The organism is Methylobacterium sp. CM6257 (genome assembly GCF_054611515.1).
Genome location: NZ_CM137735.1, coordinates 1,353,455 through 1,369,156 on the forward strand (window position 1 = coordinate 1,353,455; position 15,702 = coordinate 1,369,156).

At 70.8% G+C, this 15,702-nt stretch carries 18 protein-coding genes; 5 read left to right on the top strand and 13 right to left on the bottom strand.

The window, feature by feature from the left end; genetic code table 11:
* Positions 1-31: 31 nt before the first annotated feature.
* The 4 genes from ACYCO6_RS06510 to ACYCO6_RS06525 form a co-directional block, all read right to left on the bottom strand.
* The gene (locus tag ACYCO6_RS06510; protein WP_007563933.1) at positions 32-589 is read right to left on the bottom strand and encodes a hypothetical protein; all 558 of its coding nucleotides are present in this window, start codon (positions 587-589) and stop codon (positions 32-34) included.
* 5 nt (positions 590-594) lie between these two features.
* Positions 595-3,843 carry an efflux RND transporter permease subunit gene (locus ACYCO6_RS06515; protein ID WP_007563935.1) on the bottom strand — a complete coding sequence of 1,083 codons (3,249 nt, stop codon included), beginning with the start codon at positions 3,841-3,843 and terminating at the stop codon, positions 595-597.
* 11 nt (positions 3,844-3,854) lie between these two features.
* Positions 3,855-5,207, bottom strand: a complete 1,353-nt coding sequence (locus ACYCO6_RS06520) for an efflux RND transporter periplasmic adaptor subunit (protein WP_007563937.1) — start codon at positions 5,205-5,207, stop codon at positions 3,855-3,857.
* A gap of 120 nt (positions 5,208-5,327) precedes the next feature.
* Complete coding sequence (locus ACYCO6_RS06525) at positions 5,328-5,699, bottom strand: hypothetical protein (protein WP_039902985.1); 372 nt, start codon at positions 5,697-5,699, stop codon at positions 5,328-5,330.
* Positions 5,700-5,929: 230 nt separating this feature from the next.
* Between ACYCO6_RS06525 and ACYCO6_RS06530 the strand changes: the two genes are divergently transcribed.
* A complete protein-coding gene (locus ACYCO6_RS06530; RefSeq protein ID WP_007563940.1) occupies positions 5,930-6,166 on the top strand; it encodes a hypothetical protein in 237 nt (78 codons plus the stop codon).
* A gap of 172 nt (positions 6,167-6,338) precedes the next feature.
* Positions 6,339-6,578 carry a hypothetical protein gene (locus ACYCO6_RS06535; RefSeq protein ID WP_007563942.1) on the top strand — a complete coding sequence of 80 codons (240 nt, stop codon included), beginning with the start codon at positions 6,339-6,341 and terminating at the stop codon, positions 6,576-6,578.
* Between the two features lie 213 nt (positions 6,579-6,791).
* On the opposite strand, the gene ACYCO6_RS06540 is transcribed toward ACYCO6_RS06535, so the two are convergent.
* From ACYCO6_RS06540 to ACYCO6_RS06565, 6 genes are all read right to left on the bottom strand, one after another.
* Positions 6,792-7,055, bottom strand: a complete 264-nt coding sequence (locus tag ACYCO6_RS06540; protein ID WP_007563945.1) for a hypothetical protein — start codon at positions 7,053-7,055, stop codon at positions 6,792-6,794.
* A gap of 99 nt (positions 7,056-7,154) precedes the next feature.
* A complete protein-coding gene (locus ACYCO6_RS06545) occupies positions 7,155-8,489 on the bottom strand; it encodes an ATP-binding protein (protein ID WP_007563947.1) in 1,335 nt (444 codons plus the stop codon).
* The gene (locus ACYCO6_RS06550; protein WP_007563949.1) at positions 8,486-9,232 is read right to left on the bottom strand and encodes a response regulator transcription factor; all 747 of its coding nucleotides are present in this window, start codon (positions 9,230-9,232) and stop codon (positions 8,486-8,488) included. The genes ACYCO6_RS06545 and ACYCO6_RS06550 overlap by 4 nt, the downstream gene beginning before the upstream one ends.
* Before the next feature lie 12 nt (positions 9,233-9,244).
* Positions 9,245-9,931: a ZIP family metal transporter gene (locus tag ACYCO6_RS06555; protein ID WP_007563950.1), complete on the bottom strand. Its 687-nt coding sequence runs from the start codon at positions 9,929-9,931 to the stop codon at positions 9,245-9,247.
* Between the two features lie 7 nt (positions 9,932-9,938).
* Positions 9,939-10,925 carry a cation diffusion facilitator family transporter gene (locus ACYCO6_RS06560; protein WP_007563951.1) on the bottom strand — a complete coding sequence of 329 codons (987 nt, stop codon included), beginning with the start codon at positions 10,923-10,925 and terminating at the stop codon, positions 9,939-9,941.
* A 47-nt stretch (positions 10,926-10,972) separates the two neighbouring features.
* Positions 10,973-11,728, bottom strand: coding sequence for a cation transporter (locus ACYCO6_RS06565; protein WP_043380901.1), 756 nt, complete (start codon positions 11,726-11,728; stop codon positions 10,973-10,975).
* 67 nt (positions 11,729-11,795) lie between these two features.
* Between ACYCO6_RS06565 and ACYCO6_RS06570 the strand changes: the two genes are divergently transcribed.
* The gene (locus ACYCO6_RS06570) at positions 11,796-12,341 is read left to right on the top strand and encodes a MerR family transcriptional regulator (RefSeq protein WP_007563954.1); all 546 of its coding nucleotides are present in this window, start codon (positions 11,796-11,798) and stop codon (positions 12,339-12,341) included.
* Between the two features lie 145 nt (positions 12,342-12,486).
* On the opposite strand, the gene ACYCO6_RS06575 is transcribed toward ACYCO6_RS06570, so the two are convergent.
* A complete protein-coding gene (locus ACYCO6_RS06575) occupies positions 12,487-12,912 on the bottom strand; it encodes a MerR family transcriptional regulator (protein WP_007563956.1) in 426 nt (141 codons plus the stop codon).
* Between the two features lie 69 nt (positions 12,913-12,981).
* On the opposite strand from ACYCO6_RS06575, the gene ACYCO6_RS06580 reads away from it, so the two are divergent.
* Entirely contained in the window at positions 12,982-13,404 is a 423-nt protein-coding gene (locus ACYCO6_RS06580; protein ID WP_007563959.1) for a hypothetical protein, read from the top strand.
* Positions 13,404-13,628: a GDCCVxC domain-containing (seleno)protein gene (locus ACYCO6_RS06585; RefSeq protein WP_007563961.1), complete on the top strand. Its 225-nt coding sequence runs from the start codon at positions 13,404-13,406 to the stop codon at positions 13,626-13,628. The genes ACYCO6_RS06580 and ACYCO6_RS06585 overlap by 1 nt, the downstream gene beginning before the upstream one ends.
* Positions 13,629-13,757: 129 nt before the next feature.
* Here ACYCO6_RS06585 and ACYCO6_RS06590 read toward each other — a convergent pair whose 3' ends face one another.
* Positions 13,758-14,159, bottom strand: a complete 402-nt coding sequence (locus ACYCO6_RS06590; RefSeq protein ID WP_328505086.1) for a MerR family DNA-binding transcriptional regulator — start codon at positions 14,157-14,159, stop codon at positions 13,758-13,760.
* 201 nt (positions 14,160-14,360) lie between these two features.
* Entirely contained in the window at positions 14,361-15,665 is a 1,305-nt protein-coding gene (locus tag ACYCO6_RS06595; RefSeq protein WP_007563965.1) for an ABC transporter ATP-binding protein, read from the bottom strand.
* Between the last annotated feature and the right edge of the window lie 37 nt (positions 15,666-15,702).

The window sequence follows — 15,702 nt, forward strand, 5'->3', positions numbered from 1 at the left end:
AGTCTTTCGTTGCCGTCCCGGACCGGCCGCCTCAGGGGCCGGAGGAGCCGATGAGCTCGGCCACGTGCGCGCCGGCGGGGTGTCCGGTCGCGGCGAGGTGGGCGGCCGAGCAGGCCGCGTAGCCGGGACCGAACGCCGCCATGACGAGCTCGTGCCGCCCGTCCGGAGCCTCGCGGCTGGCCAGGAGAGCCCGACCGCCGGGCCAGAGCTCGGAATCGGCCGATGGCCCCGGTGTCGGCTCGCCGTAGCGGCGCACCCCTTCGTCGTGGATGGCGCGGCGCACGCGCGCGAGTTCCTCGCCCGCCAGGGGGAGCCCCACCCAGACGACCTCCTGCAGACCCTCCTCGCGGCAGACCACCAGCACGACCTCGGCCGTTGCCGACCCGACGGCCGGCCGCCAGCCACGCGGGTAGTACAGCGCGGTCAGGTTGGCCTCGCGGTCGGCCTTGAGCGGGCGCGGCACGTCGGCGACGGGCCCCCACGCGAGGCCGAACGGAGCCTCGCCGACGCCTCCGTCCGCGCCCGGAGCCGCACCCGTCAGCGCGAGGAAGGCGAAAGGAGCCGCCAACCAGGTTGGGACGCGTCGCATCTCGTCTACTCCGCCGCCTTGAGGTGTCGTGGCCCCGGCTCCCGCGGCCGCTCCGCGACCTTCGGGACGACAACCTTGCCGAACCGGGCGTACAGGGCCGGCAGCACGATCAGGGTCAGCAGGGTGGCGCTGATCAGGCCACCGATGACCACGGTGGCGAGCGGCCGCTGGATCTCGGCGCCGGTCTCGGTGGCGATGGCCATGGGCACGAAGCCGAGCGAGGCGACCAGCGCCGTCATCGCCACCGGCCGCAACCGGGTCATGGCGCCCTCCAGGATGGCCTCGCGCTTCGGCCGGCCCTCCGCCACGAGCTGCTTGATGAAGGTCAGCATGACGAGGCCGTTGAGGACCGCAACGCCCGAGAGCGCGATGAACCCGACCGCCGCCGGTACCGAGACCGGCATGCCGCGCAGCCAAAGCGCGAAGATGCCCCCGGTGAGGGCAAGCGGCACCGCGCTGAACACCAGCAGCGCGTCCCGCGGCGAGCCCAGGGCCGAGTACAGCAACAGGAAGATCAGGAAGAAGCAGACCGGTACCACCACCATCAGCCGCCGCTTGGCCGAGGCGAGGTTCTCGAACTGCCCGCCCCAGGTGAGGTAGGAACCTGGCGGCAGCTGCACCTGGCTTCCAACCTTCGCCTGCGCCTCCGCGACGAGCGAGCCGATGTCCCGCCCGCGCACGTTGGCCGTGACCACGACCCGCCGCTTGCCGTTCTCGCGCGAGATCTGGTTCGGTCCCTCGGTGACCGAAAAGCTCGCCACCTGCTTGAGCAGGACCGAGCTCGCCCGGCCGTTCGGGCCCGCCGGCAGCGGCACCGGGATGTTCTCCAGGGCCTCCCGGTCCTCGCGGACCTTGTCGGTCAGGCGCACGACGATGGGGAAGCGACGGTCGCCCTCGAACACGACGCCGGCGTCCCGTCCCCCGATGGCCGCGCCGATGACCTCCTGGATCGCCCCGGTGCTCAGGCCGTAGCGCGCCGCCTCGGCCTTGTTGATCTTGATCTCCAGGAACGGCAGGCCCGCCGTCTGCTCGACCTTGACGTCCTCGGCGCCGTCGATGCCCTTCAGGACCGCCGCGACCTGGTTGGCCGCCTTCAGCATCGGCTCGAACTCGTCGCCGAACACCTTCACGGCGAGGTCGCCCCGGGTGCCGGCGAGCAGCTCGTTGAAGCGCAGCTGGATCGGCTGGGAGAACTCGTAGACGTTGCCGGCGAGCGCCCCGACCGCCTTCTCGATCTGCTCCTGCAACTCGGCCTTGGACAGGCTCGGCTCGGGCCACTCCTCCTGGGGTTTCAGGATGACGAAGGTGTCTGAGGAGTTCGGCGGCATCGGGTCGGAGGCGACCTCGGCGGTGCCGGTCTTCGAGAAGACGTAGGCCACCTGCGGGAATTTCGAGACCACCTTCTCGACCTTGAGCTGCATCGCCTGCGACTGGGTGAGGGAGGTCGATGGGATTCGGGTGGCGTTGAGGGCGATGCTCTTCTCGTCGAGCTGCGGGATGAACTCGGTCCCGAGGCGGGTGAACAGGATGCCCGCCCCGACGAGCAGCAGGAGCGCCGCGCCGACGAAGACGAACGGCGCCCGGACCGCCGCGCCGAGCACCGGGCGGTAAGCGGCCTTGAGCGCCCGGATGATGAGGTTGTCCTTCTCCGTGACCTTGCCGGTGATGACGATGGCGATGAGCGCCGGCACGAAGGTCAGCGACAGCACGAAGGCCGCCACGAGCGCGATGATCACGGTCAGCGCCATCGGCTCGAACATCTTGCCCTCGACCCCCGTGAAGGTCAGGAGCGGGACGTAGACCAAGATGATGATCGCCTGCCCGTAGAGCGACGGCTTGATCATCTCCTCGGCTGAGGCGCGGACCGTCTGGAGGCGCTCCTCGGTGTCGAGCCCCCTGCCCAGCTCCTGCTGCTTCTCTGCGAGGTGGCGCAGGGCGTTCTCGGTGATGATCACCGCCCCGTCGACGATCAGCCCGAAATCGAGGGCGCCGAGGCTCATCAAGTTGGCCGAGATCTTCGCCTCGACCATGCCGGTCATGGTCATCAGCATGGCGACCGGGATGACCAGGGCCGTGATGATGGCGGCCCGGATGTTGCCGAGCAGCAGGAACAGGATGACGATGACGAGAGCCGCGCCCTCGGACAGGTTCTTCACCACCGTCTTCACGGTCGCCTCGACGAGCCGGGTCCGGTCGAGGACGGTCTGGACCTCGACGCCGGGCGGCAGGCTCTTGCGGATCTGTTCCATGCGCGCGTCGACCGCGGCAGCCACCGTGCGGCTGTTCTCGCCGATCAGCATCAGGGCGGTGCCGACGACGACCTCCTGGCCGTCCTCGCTGCCCGAGCCCGTGCGCAGGTCGCGCCCGATGCGGACCTCGGCGATGTCCTTGATCCGCACCGGCACGCCGCCCCGGGTGGCGACGACCACGTCGCCGATCTCGTCCATGCTCTCCAGGCGGCCGGCGGCGCGCACGACGTAGCCCTCGCCGTTGTCCTCCAGGTAGCGGGCGCCCTGGTTGGCGTTGTTGGCCTCCAGCGCCCGGGCGACGTCCGAGAAGGACAGGTCGAGGGACGCGAGCCGCGTCGGGTCGGGCTGGACGTGGTACTGCTTCTCGAAGCCGCCGATGCCGTCGACCCCGGCCACGCCGGACACGGTCTTGACTAGGGGGCGGATGATCCAGTCCTGGACGGTGCGCAGGTAGGCGGTCTGCTCCAGCTCGGTCTTCAGGCGCTGGCCCTCGGGGGTCAGGTAGCTGCCATCGGGCTGCCAGCCGGGCTTGCCCGCCTTCGAGACCGTGCGCTCGCCGGGCTTCGCGTAATGGATCGACCACATGTAGATCTCGCCCAGCCCGGTCGAGATCGGCCCCATGCTGGGCTCGGTGCCGGGCGGCAGGTCCCGCCTCACCTGCGCGAGGCGCTCGGCGACCTGCTGGCGGGCGAAGTAGATGTCGAGCTTCTCCGCGAAGACCGCGGTGACCTGCGAGAAGCCGTTGCGCGAGAGCGAGCGGGTGTATTCGAGCCCCTTGATGCCCGCGAGCGCGGTCTCGACCGGGTAGGTGACCTGCTTCTCGATGTCGACGGGCGAGAGCGACGGCGCCGTCGTGTTGATCTGCACCTGGTTGTTGGTGATGTCGGGCACCGCGTCTATCGGCAGCTTGGTGACCGAGTAGCCGCCGAAGCCGGCGGCCAGCAGCGACAGGAGCAGAACCAGCCAGCGCTGGTGCACGGAGAAGTCGAGGATGCGGCTGATCATGTCGGGCTTCCTCAATGGTCGTGGTCGGCTTCGCTCTTCCCGAGCTCGGCCTTGAGGAGGAAGGTGTTGGCCACCGCGATGGTCTCGCCGGGCTTGAGGCCCGAGACGACCTCGAAGCCGTCGTCGTCGGAGCGCCCGAGCTCGACCTCGCGCTTTTCGAAGCCCTCGTCCGTGCGCACGAAGACGACGCGCTTGCCCTCGACGGTCTGGAGCGCCGACTTGGCGACCCGCACCGGCACTTGGTCCGTCGCGGTCTCGACCTCGGCGGTGACGTAGGTGCCGGGCCTCCAGGCCATGTCCTTGTTGGGCAGCGAGACCACGACCCGGGCGGACCGGGTGTCGGCGTTCAGCAGCGGGCTGACGAACACCACCTTGCCCTGCTCGCTGCGGCCGCCGCGGTTCACGGTGACCCGCGCGCCCTCCCGGACCTCGGCGAGGTCGGAGGTGGGGACCGCGAGCTCGATCCAGACGGTCGAGAGGTCGGCGACGGTGTAGACGTCGGCAGGGTCGCCCTCCTTGCCCACCGCCGTGCCGACATCGACCTTGCGCTCCACGATGCGGCCGGCGATGGGCGCCCGCAGCTCGTACTGGCGCAGCGTCGAGGCGTTCGGCGTCGCCTCGTCGCGTTTCTGCGCGGCGGCGACCTCGGCGGCGTTCAGGCCCAGCGCCGAGAGCTTCTGGCGGGCGAGGTCGACGCGCAGCTGGTTCTCCTGGAACACGGCCTTGGCGTTGTCGAACGCCGCCTGGGATGCCGCCGCCGACGCCAAGAGTTTCTGCTGGCGCTCGAAGTTGATCTTCTGGAGGTCGGACTGGACCATCGCGGTGAGGTACTCGCTCTTGGCGTCGGCGACTTCCCGGCTGTCGAGGAGGGCGACCACCTCGCCCTTCCTGACGTCGTCGCCCAGGCGCTTGCGCATCTCGGACACCGTGCCGACGACGCGGGCGGGGACGCGGGCGATCCGGTCGGTATCGGGCGTGATGGTGCCGGGCACCAGGACGTGTCGCGAGAGCGTCCCGCCCTCGGCCTTGGCGACGCCGATGTCCTGCCCCTCGACCTGCTCGGCCGTCATCTTGACGTGGCCTTCCTCGCCCTCCGCCTCGGAATGCTCGTGCTCGCCGTGAGCGTGGGCTCCCTCGGCCTTCGGCGCGGCGGCCTTGCCGTGGTCGTGGCCGTCGCCTTCGGCATGGTCGGCCTCGTCCTTCGGCGCCTTCCCGCCAGGGGGCGGGCCGGCGGCGAAGGTGAGGATGGCCGGCGGCAGCCCGGCCGATGTCAGGAGGCCGCGGACGAACGCGGATATGGCGGGGACGGCGGCGCCGACGACGATGCCGGCGGCCACGAGGACCGCGGTGATGAGGATGCGCATGAGACCTGCTCGGCCGGGATCGGGCGCCGTTCGGACGGACGCGGCAGTCCCGCTTCTGTGGCGTGAGGAGTGGCCCGGAGCGCGGGCTCCGGGTTCGGGACGCGCCTCTGCGGCGTCACCTCAGGCGCGGGGGGGCCTCGGCAGGCGGTCCGGCGAGACGGAGGAAACCGTCTGGCTCAAATGCGCATAGGCCAGCCGGGCGACCCCGAAGACCGGCTCCGAGAAGTCCGCCACGGCGGGTGCCGCCTGGTGGCAGCCACAATGGAGGTGGCAGGCCATGCCGGGGTCGGTCGCGCCGGTGTCGGGCGCGGCCTCAATGCTCGCGATCTCCGTGACGTGCCTGCCGCCGCCATCGTGGTACGCGACGTCGGCGGCGAGGCCGGCGGCGGGCGCGACGAGGGACAGGGCGAGGGCGAGCGCGAGCAGGCGTGCGGCGAACGCCCACCATCCCCGTGCCGCCCACCTGCGGCTATGCCCGCGTCCTGAACCCATCTCCGGCCTTATGCGCGATTTATCCCGGATCGGACAAGGCATCGTCCTGGCCTCTTGAACCCGGTCTGAACAGATTTTGTGGCCGCCATGCAAGGTCAGCCGCGGTCACGACGCGAAAGCGGCCAAGCCGTTTCTCGCTCGGCCGAGACGAATACCGGGCGAGGAAAATCCGGGAACGGTTTCGCGGGGGGCCGCATTCCCGGCCGACCGCGAAACATGGAGATCCTTGGATGAAGATCATGTTCGCCGCCGCCGCCGCGGCCGCCCTGGCCCTCGCGCCGGTCGGTGCGCTCGCCCAGCACGTGGACGTCGGCCCCGGCGGAGTCGGGGTTCACGGCGACGGCCACCGCCGCGATGTCGACCATACGCACACCACCGTCGAGGAGAACCATCGCGACCGGCCGGTCGTGCACGAACATCATGACGACCATCACGAGAAGACCGTCGTGGAAGAGCACCGCCACTGAGCGGCTGACATCGCGACGGGGCCGGGCCGGGGGCAGCGACGTCCGGCCCGGCCCCTCGCATTTCGAGGACGTCGGCGAACCTGGGGTGACGGCTTCCTGAACGACGGTCTCAGAACCTGTTCAACGGCCGCCGCGCAAACCGCCGCAATAGGAATCCCCGGAGGAGACAGCGATGCGACGGCACCTAGCAGGCTTGATGGCGGCGGCCATCCTCCTCGCGCCGGCCGCGGCCTCGGCCCAGTATTACGAGCGCGGCTACGGCTACGGCGAGCGGCGGCCGCACGACCATGTCGATGTCTACCGCCACGGCAACCATGACGACGTCGTGGTCCGGCACCATCACCCGCGCCGCGAGGATTACGGGCCGGGCCGGTTCGAGCGGCACCATCACCATCACGACTTCGACGACTGAGGTCGCCGCCTGGCGTCGAGAAGAGGTCGCCCGCACCGGCTCGCGCCGGTGCGGGCGCATCACGACGCGCGAGGGGTCGGCGCATCGTGAACGACGTGCCGAGCAGGCTCGGCGAGCGCGTAGCCGATCACCGCGGCCAGGAGCGCGAAGACGACGAGCAGGGGCAGCATCCGCATGTCCGCGCCTCCCGCCCCCGCGGCCTGCCCGGCGAGCTCACTTCTTGCCGGGCTTGTCGTGGCTGTGCCCGTGGGCATGCCCGTCGTTGTCCGAATGCGCCGGCTTGCCGTCGGGCCGCTTCTCACGGGCCTCGCTGACGCGCGGGTCGTCGCGATGGGCCGGGCCGCCCGACACGCCACCGGTGTTCGGGACGGCGCGCTCGGGGTTCGAGGCATTGCCGTGGCTGTCCACGGCGAAGGCGGACCCCGTGGCCGCGGCCAGCATCCCGGCGGCGAGGACGGCGGCGAGCGTGCGCTTCATCTGTCGGTCTCCTGTTCGGCGCCGACCGCGTCGGCCGCTTCGAAGTCCGAGATAGCCAAGCCGTTTGTCTCCGGGACGCCGCGTTCGTGACGAAGTGTGTCAGCCGCCGCGCCCAGCCCGGGGCACGCGGATCTCGGCCCGCAATCCGCCCTCCGGCCTCGTGGTCAGGATGAGCGTGCCTCCCTCCGCTTCCACGGCCCGCCGCGCGATGGTCAGGCCGAGTCCGGTCCCGCCGGTGTTTCGGTTGCGCGACCCCTCCAGGCGGGTGAAGGGCTCGAAGGCGCAGGCGACGTCGCATGCCGGGATGCCGGGCCCGTCGTCGTCGATGCGCAAGACCAGCGCTGTCTCTTCGGCCGCCAGGGCGATGCGCACCCGCGCGCCGTAGCGCACGCCGTTGTCCACGAGGTTCTCCAGCGCCCGCCGGAAGGCGACTGGGCGCACCGTCGCCAGGGCCCGGCCGGGTCCTCCGTATGCGACCGCCCGGCCGGCATCCGCGGAGGCGTCGGCGACCCCCATCAAAATGCTCGCGACGTTGGTGACCTGCCGCGGCTCCGGGTCGGCGTCGCCCCCCAGGTAGGCCAGCGTCGCGTCGACCATCGCCTGCATGTCGTCGAGGTCGGAGGCCATGGCGCGGCGCCCGGCCGGGTCCTCGACGTGGTCGAGGCGCAGGCGGAGCCGGGTGATGGGCGTTCGCAGGTCGTGGGACACGGCGGCGAGCGCCTGCGTCCGCTCGCCGACCAGCCGGTGGATGCGCTCCTGCATCGCGTTGAGGGCACGGCCGATCCCTCGGGTCTCGTCGGGACCAATCTCGGGAACCCGGACGGGGGCGCCGTGGCCGATCCGTCCGGTGGCCCGGGTCAGCTCCCGCAAGGGGCCGGCGATCCGATGCATCAGGACGACCGCGGCCACCCCGACGAGGATGGCCATGGCGGTGGCGAGCGAGGCCCAGGGCGCGACGGGGACGAGGCTCGGGGCGTGCGCGGACCGGAAGGTCAGCGCGCTCCCGTCCGGAAGCGGGATGATCCCGCGCAGGTCCTGCCGGTGGAGCGGCTCGTCCGGCGCCTCCAGGTTCAGGGCGAGCCCCGCCCCGAGGACCGGTTCGAGGGCGAGGAGGCGGTCGCGCAGGTCCCGGAGCGCGGGATCGGTCGCCCCCGGGGGGCGAGCCGGCGCTGGGGCGTCCCAGCCGATCTCGAAATGGTTCGACGAGAGGGCCTCGGCCTCGTCAGCCCGCTCCTCCGGCGGGCGCCGCGACACGGCCTCGCGCGCGATGACGAGTTGGCGGGCGACCTCGGTGGCGAAGGCCTCGTCGGCGGCGGCCGCCGCCGAGAGGCGGTAGATCGCCAGCGCGCCGCCATGGACGAGGAGCACGGCCAGGAGCAGGACGACGACGGTGCGCCCCTCCAGGCTGCGGGCGAGGCCGAGGACGCCCCTCATGCCCGCTCGACCTTGGCGGCCAGCATGTAGCCGGTGCCCCGCACCGTCTTGATGACGGCGGCCGTCCCCGCGGGCGGTTCGAGCTTGCGCCGCAGCCGGCTGACCAGGGTGTCGACGCTGCGGTCCGACGGCGCGGAGAGGCGCCCGCGGCCCATCTCCAGGATCTGCTCGCGGCCGAGCACCCGGCCCGGGTGTTCCAGGAACACCAGCAGCAGGTCGTGCTCGGCGCCCGACAGGTCGACGGCGGCGCCTTCGGGATCGGTCAGGGCGCGGCTGCGCAGGTCGAGCCGCCAGCCGGCGAAGGCGAGGGATTCCGGCCGCGACGCCGCGCTCGGCACCGGCGCGAGCGCCGACCGGCGGAGCACCGCCCGGATCCGGGCGAGGAGTTCTGGGCGCCCGAACGGCTTGGCGACGTAGTCGTCGGCGCCCAGTTCCAGGCCGAGCACCCGGTCCGCCTCCTCGTTGCGGGCGCTCAGCATGATGACCGGGACGGTGCCCTTCGCCCGCAGGGCCCTGAGCAGGTCGAACCCGGACGCGCCCGGCAGCATGACGTCGAGGAGGACGAGGTCAACCGGCGTGTCGGGCAGGAGCGACCACATCTCGGCGCCGCCGCGGCAGCCCGTGACCCGGAAGCCGCTCTCCCGCAGGATGCGGCCGACGAGCACGCGCATGCCGTCGTCGTCCTCGACGAGCAGGATGTGGGCCTCGTCCGGGAGGGACCTGGTTTCGCCCGCGGCAAGCATTCCGGATACAGCCTAGCCGATCATCCCGTCGAGCAGGAGCAGCAGCAGGAAGCCCGCGAAGAACATCGCCGTCACCCAGGGGCGGTCCTCGGTCTCGTGCGCCTCGATGAGGAGTTCCTCGGTCACGAGGTACAGCAAGGCGATCAGGCCGAAGGAGAGGAAGCCGGCCTGGACGGCGGCGGGCAGCGAGCCGACGGGCCCGCCGAGCAGGGCTCCGAGCGGGAGCAGCAGCACGAGGGCGGCCGTCAGGCCGACCACCTTGCCCTTCGACGCGCCGCCCTCGCCGAGTTCGTTCGCCACGGTTAGTCCCAGGAACAGCACCTCGATGGTCAGCGCGACGGTGAGCAGGATGCCGGCCTTCGCCCCGGCCGCGAAGGCGATGCCGAGGACGAGGCCGTCCACCAGGATGTCGATGCCGGTGACCGACATCAGCCCGGCCGGCCCCTTCACCCGCTTCTCCAGGATACGGACGAGGAGCATCGCGGCGACGCCGAGCGCGCCCCCGACCAGCATGGCCCAGGGCGATCCGGCATGCTTGACGTCGGGCAGGATCTCGCCCGCGGCCGCCGCGAAGACGACGCCCGCGGCGAAGTGCTGGATGGCGCTGACCAGGACGGGGCCCGGCCGCAGGTTGACCGCCACCGCCGCGCCGACGACGGCGGCCGCGGCGGGGATCAGGGTATAGGACCAGGCTTGCATGCCGCGCTCAGACCACGTGGTCCGGAGCCAGGGCGCAGGCGGTGGCCTCGCTCGTCTCCACCTGGAGGGTCGTGTGGCCGATGCCGAACCGCTCCCTGATGCCGGTGGCCGCCGCCATCAGGAAGGCGTCGTCGGGACGGCCGCCGGGCATGAGGAGGTGCGCCGTGAGGCAGGTGTCCGTGGTGCTCATCGCCCAGATGTGCAGGTCGTGCAGGGCCGCGACGCCGGGCAGCCCTTCGAGGTGGCGGCGTACGGCGACCGGGTCGATGCCCGGCGGGACGGCGGCGAGGGACAGCGTAAGACTGTCTCGCAGGAGCCCCCACGTGCTCCAGACGATGACGGCCACGATGGCGAGGCTCACCACCGGATCGAGCCACGTCCATCCGGTGTAGAGGATGACGAGGCCGGCGATGACCACCCCGGCCGAGACGGCGGCGTCGGCCGCCATGTGCAGGAACGCCCCGCGGATGTTGATGTCGCCCTTGGCCCCGGAGGCGAACAGCCACGCGGTGATGCCGTTCACCAGGATGCCGATTGCGGCCACGACCATCACGGTCTTGCCTGCGACCGGGACGGGCTCACCGAACCTCTGGATCGCCTCCCACGCGATGGCGCCGACGGCGACCAGCAGGAACACGGCGTTGAAAAGGGCCGCCAGGATCGACGAGGCCTTCATCCCATAGGTAAACCGCGCGCTCGGGGCCCGCCTGGCCAGCACCGTCGCGATCCAGGCCACGATGAGGCCGAGCACGTCCGAGAGGTTGTGGCCGGCATCGGCGAGCAGGGCCACCGAGTTCGCCAGGACCCCGTAGGTCGCCTCGACGGCCACGAAGCCGACGTTGAGCGCGATGCCGATGGCGAATGCCGTCCCGAAGCTTGCGGGGGCATGGCTGTGCCCTGGCCCATGGGAATGCCCGGCATGGTCGTGACCCGCCTCGCCGTCGTGGTCATGCGATCCGTGATCATGTCCTGCGCGTGCGTCGTGTGATGTCATGGTCGTCCCTGTATCCGTCTTGGTCTGTACGCGGATCGGTGCGCGCCTTATCCGGACGCCGCGGTTCGCGTCGTGACGGCGCCTTCGCGATACTCCGCCCAGGCCTGCCGCAGGATCTGCACCGACGAGGTCAGGAAGATGCCGGCCATCACCGCCGCGACGGCGAGGTCGGGCCAGGCCGACGCGGAACCCCAGACACCGAGCGCAGCCACCATCACCACGACGTTGCCGATGGCGTCGTTGCGCGAGCACAGCCAGACCGAGCGCACGTTGGCGTCGCCGTCCTTGTAGGGGCGCAGCAGCAGTACCGAGCCGAGGTTGGCTGCCAGGGCCATCAGCCCGATGACGCCCATGACCTCGGCCTTGGGCACCCCGAGCACCAGGACGTGGTAGGCAGTCGAGCCAAAGACCCAGACTGCCATCACGCTGAGGGACAGCCCCTTGGCGAGCGCCGCCGTGGCCCGAGCCCTGAGGGACGCTCCGATGACCGCGAGGCTCAGGCCGTAGGTGACCGTGTCGCCCAGGAAGTCGAGGGCGTCGGCCTGGAGCGCCTGCGAGCCGGCAAGGTGCCCGGCGGCCATCTCGGTCAGGAACATGGCGCCGTTGACGGCGATGACCGTCCACAGCACGCGCTTGTAGCGCGGGTCGACCCCGTCGAAGACGGGCACGCCCCCAGAGCAGCCGCAGGCATCCCCCGTGCCGCAATCGCCCCCCGCGACGAGCTGCGGCGGCGCCGCCGGATGCGCACGTTCCGCCCTCGATGCCTGACAGCCAACGGTCGAGCCGCAGCACTCCTTGGCCATGACGCCTCCTTTCCAAGTCGTGGACGACTGCCTACTTCCTCCAGCGACTAGAGGAGCAAGCGGAAAAATGGAGCTGTCGATAGGCGAGCTGTCGCGGCGTACCGGCGTGCTCGCCACGACCATCCGCTACTACGAGACGGCCGACTTGATGCCGCCGCCGCCGCGGACGGAAGGCGGCCGCCGCCGCTATGGGCGGGCTGACATCGAGCGCCTGGCCTTCATCCGCCACGCGCGCGAGCTCGGCTTCGAGGTGGACGCCATCCGTGAGTTACTGGCGCTGGCCGCCCAGCCCGACCGCTCCTGCGCCGAGGTCGACAAGATCGCCCGGCGTCACATGGCCGAGGTCGAGCGCCGCATCGAGCGGCTCATGGCCCTGAAGGGCGAGCTCGCCCGCATGACCGACGCGTGCGGCCAAGGCCGGGTCGGCGAGTGCCGTGTCATCGAGGTCCTCTCGGACCATGCCTGCTGCGAGGATGAGGGCCACCGCGCTACCCGGAGCCGGCGTCCCACAAGGCCGGAAGCGAAGCAGGGAGCCCGGCCCCGGAGCGCATCGTCGTCGACATTCGATCAGGAAGACGACATGATATTTCGGGAGGGCCGGGCTCAGCCGTGATTGGGACTTCCGAACATTCGAGGTTTGAAGCAACCGAATGCCAGGACCGCTTCCTGTAACCGCTCTGGTTCGCGGCCGGAGCGGACCGACGGTGGGGGCCTCTGGGTCTACCGAGGATGCAGGCGTCGGATGGGTGCTCCGAAGCTCACTCGGCGGGGTCGATCATATCGAGCACCGGGCATCCAGGAGCCGCCCCACCGGGGCACTGCTCGATGGTTTCGGCCAGGAGACGTTCGAGCCTTGACAGGTCCGCGATCTTCGCACGCACCCGGTCAAGGTGGTGCCTCGCGATCCCCTGTCCCTCGCGGCAGGTTGCCTTACCAGGCCGACGCAGTTCGAGCAGCGCCCGAACCTCGTTCGGCGTGAAGCCAAGTTCGCGTCCGCGACGGATGAAGGCCAGGGTGCGCTCGTGCTCGACGCCGTAGGACCGATGGCCACCCTCGGTGCGCGGGGGCGAAGGGAGTAGGCCGACCTTCTCGAAGTACCGGATGTTCTCGATGTTGACGCCGGTCCGCAGCGACAATTGACCGATGGTCAGGGCCCCGCTTCGCGCCCCCTTAGCCGTACCCATGAAGATCGCCCTTGATCCTGTAGTGGCTACAGGATGCAGGGTAGCCGAGGATCACGATGGATACGAGACATGACCCTCGATCAGACACCGCCTGCCGAACGACCCGTCCACGAACCGGCCGCGGTCAGCGTTGGCAGCATCGCTGCGCTCGGCGCCATCACGGGGCTCGGTGCCCTGGCGGCCTCGTCGTGCTGCGTGCTGCCCATAGTCTTGGGCGGCCTCGGGATCGGTGCTGGGGTCTTCACGGTCCTCGGCGTGCTCGCCTCTCTTCGCACGCCGCTGATGCTCGTCAGCGTCCTGGCGGTCATCGCCGGCTGGTTCTTCTACGCGCGGCGGCGACGGGCTGCTTGCGGGCCGGATGGATCATGCCCAGCTCCGCGTCGGTCATCCGCCCCCCTGGTGCTTCTCAGCCTCGCCACGCTGTTCATCGCCGCCGCTGCGGCCGGGAGCTACTTTGAGCCCGCCCTGATCAAGATGCTACGGACAGCCTGATGAAGCTGATCTCGATCCTGACCTGTCCGCATTGTGGGCACCGGGCTTCGGAAACGATGCCGACCGACGCCTGCCAGTTCTTCTACGAATGCCCTGGCTGCGGCACTCTGCTCCGCCCGAAGAAGGGCGATTGCTGTGTATTCTGCTCGTACGGCGATGTCCCGTGCCCGCCGATCCAGGAAGCTCAGGAACGAAATGAACCGGCGAGCTGCTGCAAGGGCTGAGCAGCCATACTGTTTAGCTCCATCACGCCCACCCGGTGAGCGGCGCTGCGCCAAAACCGAGGTCGGCTTGCGCAAACCCATCCGAACGCCGTGCGGGTCGCCTGATGCAAAGCGTCCCAGTCTGGCGCGCTAAGGACAAAAACACTGCCGGCGCAGCAGCCAGAAACCTGCCCAGAATCGTAGGATTGTGAACGTGGCGCACGCGCGCCCCATGGCAGCCAGCGGCGGCGCGACTATCGACGGATGCCGCGCGTGCACGAACCGCAGCCTGCGCACCTCGTCCTCGGCGTAAACCCGAAGGCCCGACACCGACCGGGTCGGTGTCGGGATCAGGCCCGTCCGCACGTAGTAGCGGATCATCTTGGGCGAGATCCCGCAGGCGCGTGCCACCTCCCCGATCCTCATCGCCCCACTCCTAGTTCCGTCGAGGCACGTCGGCGCACCCGGATGAGTCTGGACGCCGCGACCGACCCGGCCCCGCGACCGCTTCGCTCGGCTCGAACGCCGGCGTGATCCGGAGCGTGCTCGCATCGCCGCCGGCCGAGCCGCGCCGGACGGCCTTAGGGCACGCGACGTCGCCGTGGCCGGAAGCACCGACGGTGGAGCCCCGAGGGCCGCGGTCGCCTTCGCTACCGGGGGCGGCCGCGCCAGGACCTCGTATGGTGCGGGCCCCGGGAGGCGGAGCGGGGGGAGGCCGCGGTCGGGGAACGGCACAGGTTGGGCGCCCGTCGGCTAGGCCGCCTCCCGTGCCGAAACCGACCTCGTGATGCCTGGCTGAACGGCAGCCGGAAGGTCGACGGCCCGCGTGACCTCGGCGAAGCGCGCCGCCGCGTCCGACCAATCCTGGGCGAAATCGAACAGCTCCCTGAGGGCGGGCGCGATCTCCTTGTAGGCCGCGAGCGCCGCCACCAGGGCGCCGAGCGTGAGGCGGCCTTGCACGACGAGATAGCCGCCGATCAGGAAGAAGAAGAACGGCGTGAGGTTGGACGTGTAATTGTACAGGCTCTTGATGCCGCCCTTCATGTCGTTGATGGCGACGCGGAGCCGCTCAAGCTCCTCGACGTGCGCCATGTGGCGCCGCAACGACGAGGCGGATGCATCGCGCTCCGCCGCGGAAGGGGCGAGGCCCGGACGCCCGGCGACCTCGGGCGTGGTGACGAGGGCGCCCAGCGTCCGCGTGGCGAGGACGCGCTGCCGGACCTTCGCGTTCAGACGCCTTTGGAGGCGCGGCAGGACCGTAAGCTGCACCGGCAGCATGATCAGCGCGGCGAAGGCAAGGGCGACGTCCTGGAGCAGGAGGAAGGCGACGCTCGTGACCAGCACGCCCCCCTGCACGATGGGGACCGCGACGAGGCTGCCGCCGAAGTAGCCGATGGGCTCGACTTCCTGGACCGCCACGGCGGAGAGCGTCGTGCGGCGTTCGACCGAGCGCTCCGTCCGCACGCGCCGCAGGACGGCCAGGCGCAGGCGTCGCACGACCCGCTCGTTGACGCGTCCGCGGACCCGGTTCGCCGCGTACTTCAGGAGGCCGTTCACGGTGAGGACGGCGAGGTAGCCGGCGCACAGGGCGAACAGGAGTTCCGTGCGGCCGAGGGGGAGTCCCAGGAACGTCATGCCGGGATGCCCGTCGCCCCGCGCGTCGTCGAGCGTGTGGTTGACGATGTGCTTGGGTATCTCAAGGGTCAGCCATGCGGCCGGCAGCGTGGCGAGAGACAGGAAGACCAAGCGGACCTGGATGCCCGCCGTGGCACCCAGGACGTATGCCTCCAGGCGCCGTCCCGGCCGGAGCGCGAAGCCGCGATGCCGACGGCCACGGGACGGGGCGTCCCGCAGGGCATCGGTGGCTCCCGCCGCGGCGACAGCATCCGCCGTCCGCCGACGGCGGCGCAGCGCGGCGCGGCCGACGAGCCACGCGGTCCACACAGGCGCCACGACGAAGACGAGGAGGGCATCGGCGACGATCCACCAGTGGCCGTGTGGGTAGTCGAGGCCCGTGAGCCTGTGGGCGAGTGCGTGGATGGCTTCGATTGCCGTCACGGGGCGGATCGGTCCGAATGTCCGGGAGGGGAGGGCG

Coding starts and splice junctions, on each gene's coding strand:
- ACYCO6_RS06510 (WP_007563933.1), bottom strand. CDS start 589: ATGCGACGCGTCCCAACCTGGTTGGCGGCTCCTTTCGCCTTCCTCGCG.
- ACYCO6_RS06515 (WP_007563935.1), bottom strand. CDS start 3,843: ATGATCAGCCGCATCCTCGACTTCTCCGTGCACCAGCGCTGGCTGGTT.
- ACYCO6_RS06520 (WP_007563937.1), bottom strand. CDS start 5,207: ATGCGCATCCTCATCACCGCGGTCCTCGTGGCCGCCGGCATCGTCGTC.
- ACYCO6_RS06525 (WP_039902985.1), bottom strand. CDS start 5,699: ATGGGTTCAGGACGCGGGCATAGCCGCAGGTGGGCGGCACGGGGATGG.
- ACYCO6_RS06530 (WP_007563940.1), top strand. CDS start 5,930: ATGAAGATCATGTTCGCCGCCGCCGCCGCGGCCGCCCTGGCCCTCGCG.
- ACYCO6_RS06535 (WP_007563942.1), top strand. CDS start 6,339: ATGCGACGGCACCTAGCAGGCTTGATGGCGGCGGCCATCCTCCTCGCG.
- ACYCO6_RS06540 (WP_007563945.1), bottom strand. CDS start 7,055: ATGAAGCGCACGCTCGCCGCCGTCCTCGCCGCCGGGATGCTGGCCGCG.
- ACYCO6_RS06545 (WP_007563947.1), bottom strand. CDS start 8,489: ATGAGGGGCGTCCTCGGCCTCGCCCGCAGCCTGGAGGGGCGCACCGTC.
- ACYCO6_RS06550 (WP_007563949.1), bottom strand. CDS start 9,232: ATGCTTGCCGCGGGCGAAACCAGGTCCCTCCCGGACGAGGCCCACATC.
- ACYCO6_RS06555 (WP_007563950.1), bottom strand. CDS start 9,931: ATGCAAGCCTGGTCCTATACCCTGATCCCCGCCGCGGCCGCCGTCGTC.
- ACYCO6_RS06560 (WP_007563951.1), bottom strand. CDS start 10,925: ATGACATCACACGACGCACGCGCAGGACATGATCACGGATCGCATGAC.
- ACYCO6_RS06565 (WP_043380901.1), bottom strand. CDS start 11,728: ATGGCCAAGGAGTGCTGCGGCTCGACCGTTGGCTGTCAGGCATCGAGG.
- ACYCO6_RS06570 (WP_007563954.1), top strand. CDS start 11,796: ATGGAGCTGTCGATAGGCGAGCTGTCGCGGCGTACCGGCGTGCTCGCC.
- ACYCO6_RS06575 (WP_007563956.1), bottom strand. CDS start 12,912: ATGGGTACGGCTAAGGGGGCGCGAAGCGGGGCCCTGACCATCGGTCAA.
- ACYCO6_RS06580 (WP_007563959.1), top strand. CDS start 12,982: ATGACCCTCGATCAGACACCGCCTGCCGAACGACCCGTCCACGAACCG.
- ACYCO6_RS06585 (WP_007563961.1), top strand. CDS start 13,404: ATGAAGCTGATCTCGATCCTGACCTGTCCGCATTGTGGGCACCGGGCT.
- ACYCO6_RS06590 (WP_328505086.1), bottom strand. CDS start 14,159: ATGCGAGCACGCTCCGGATCACGCCGGCGTTCGAGCCGAGCGAAGCGG.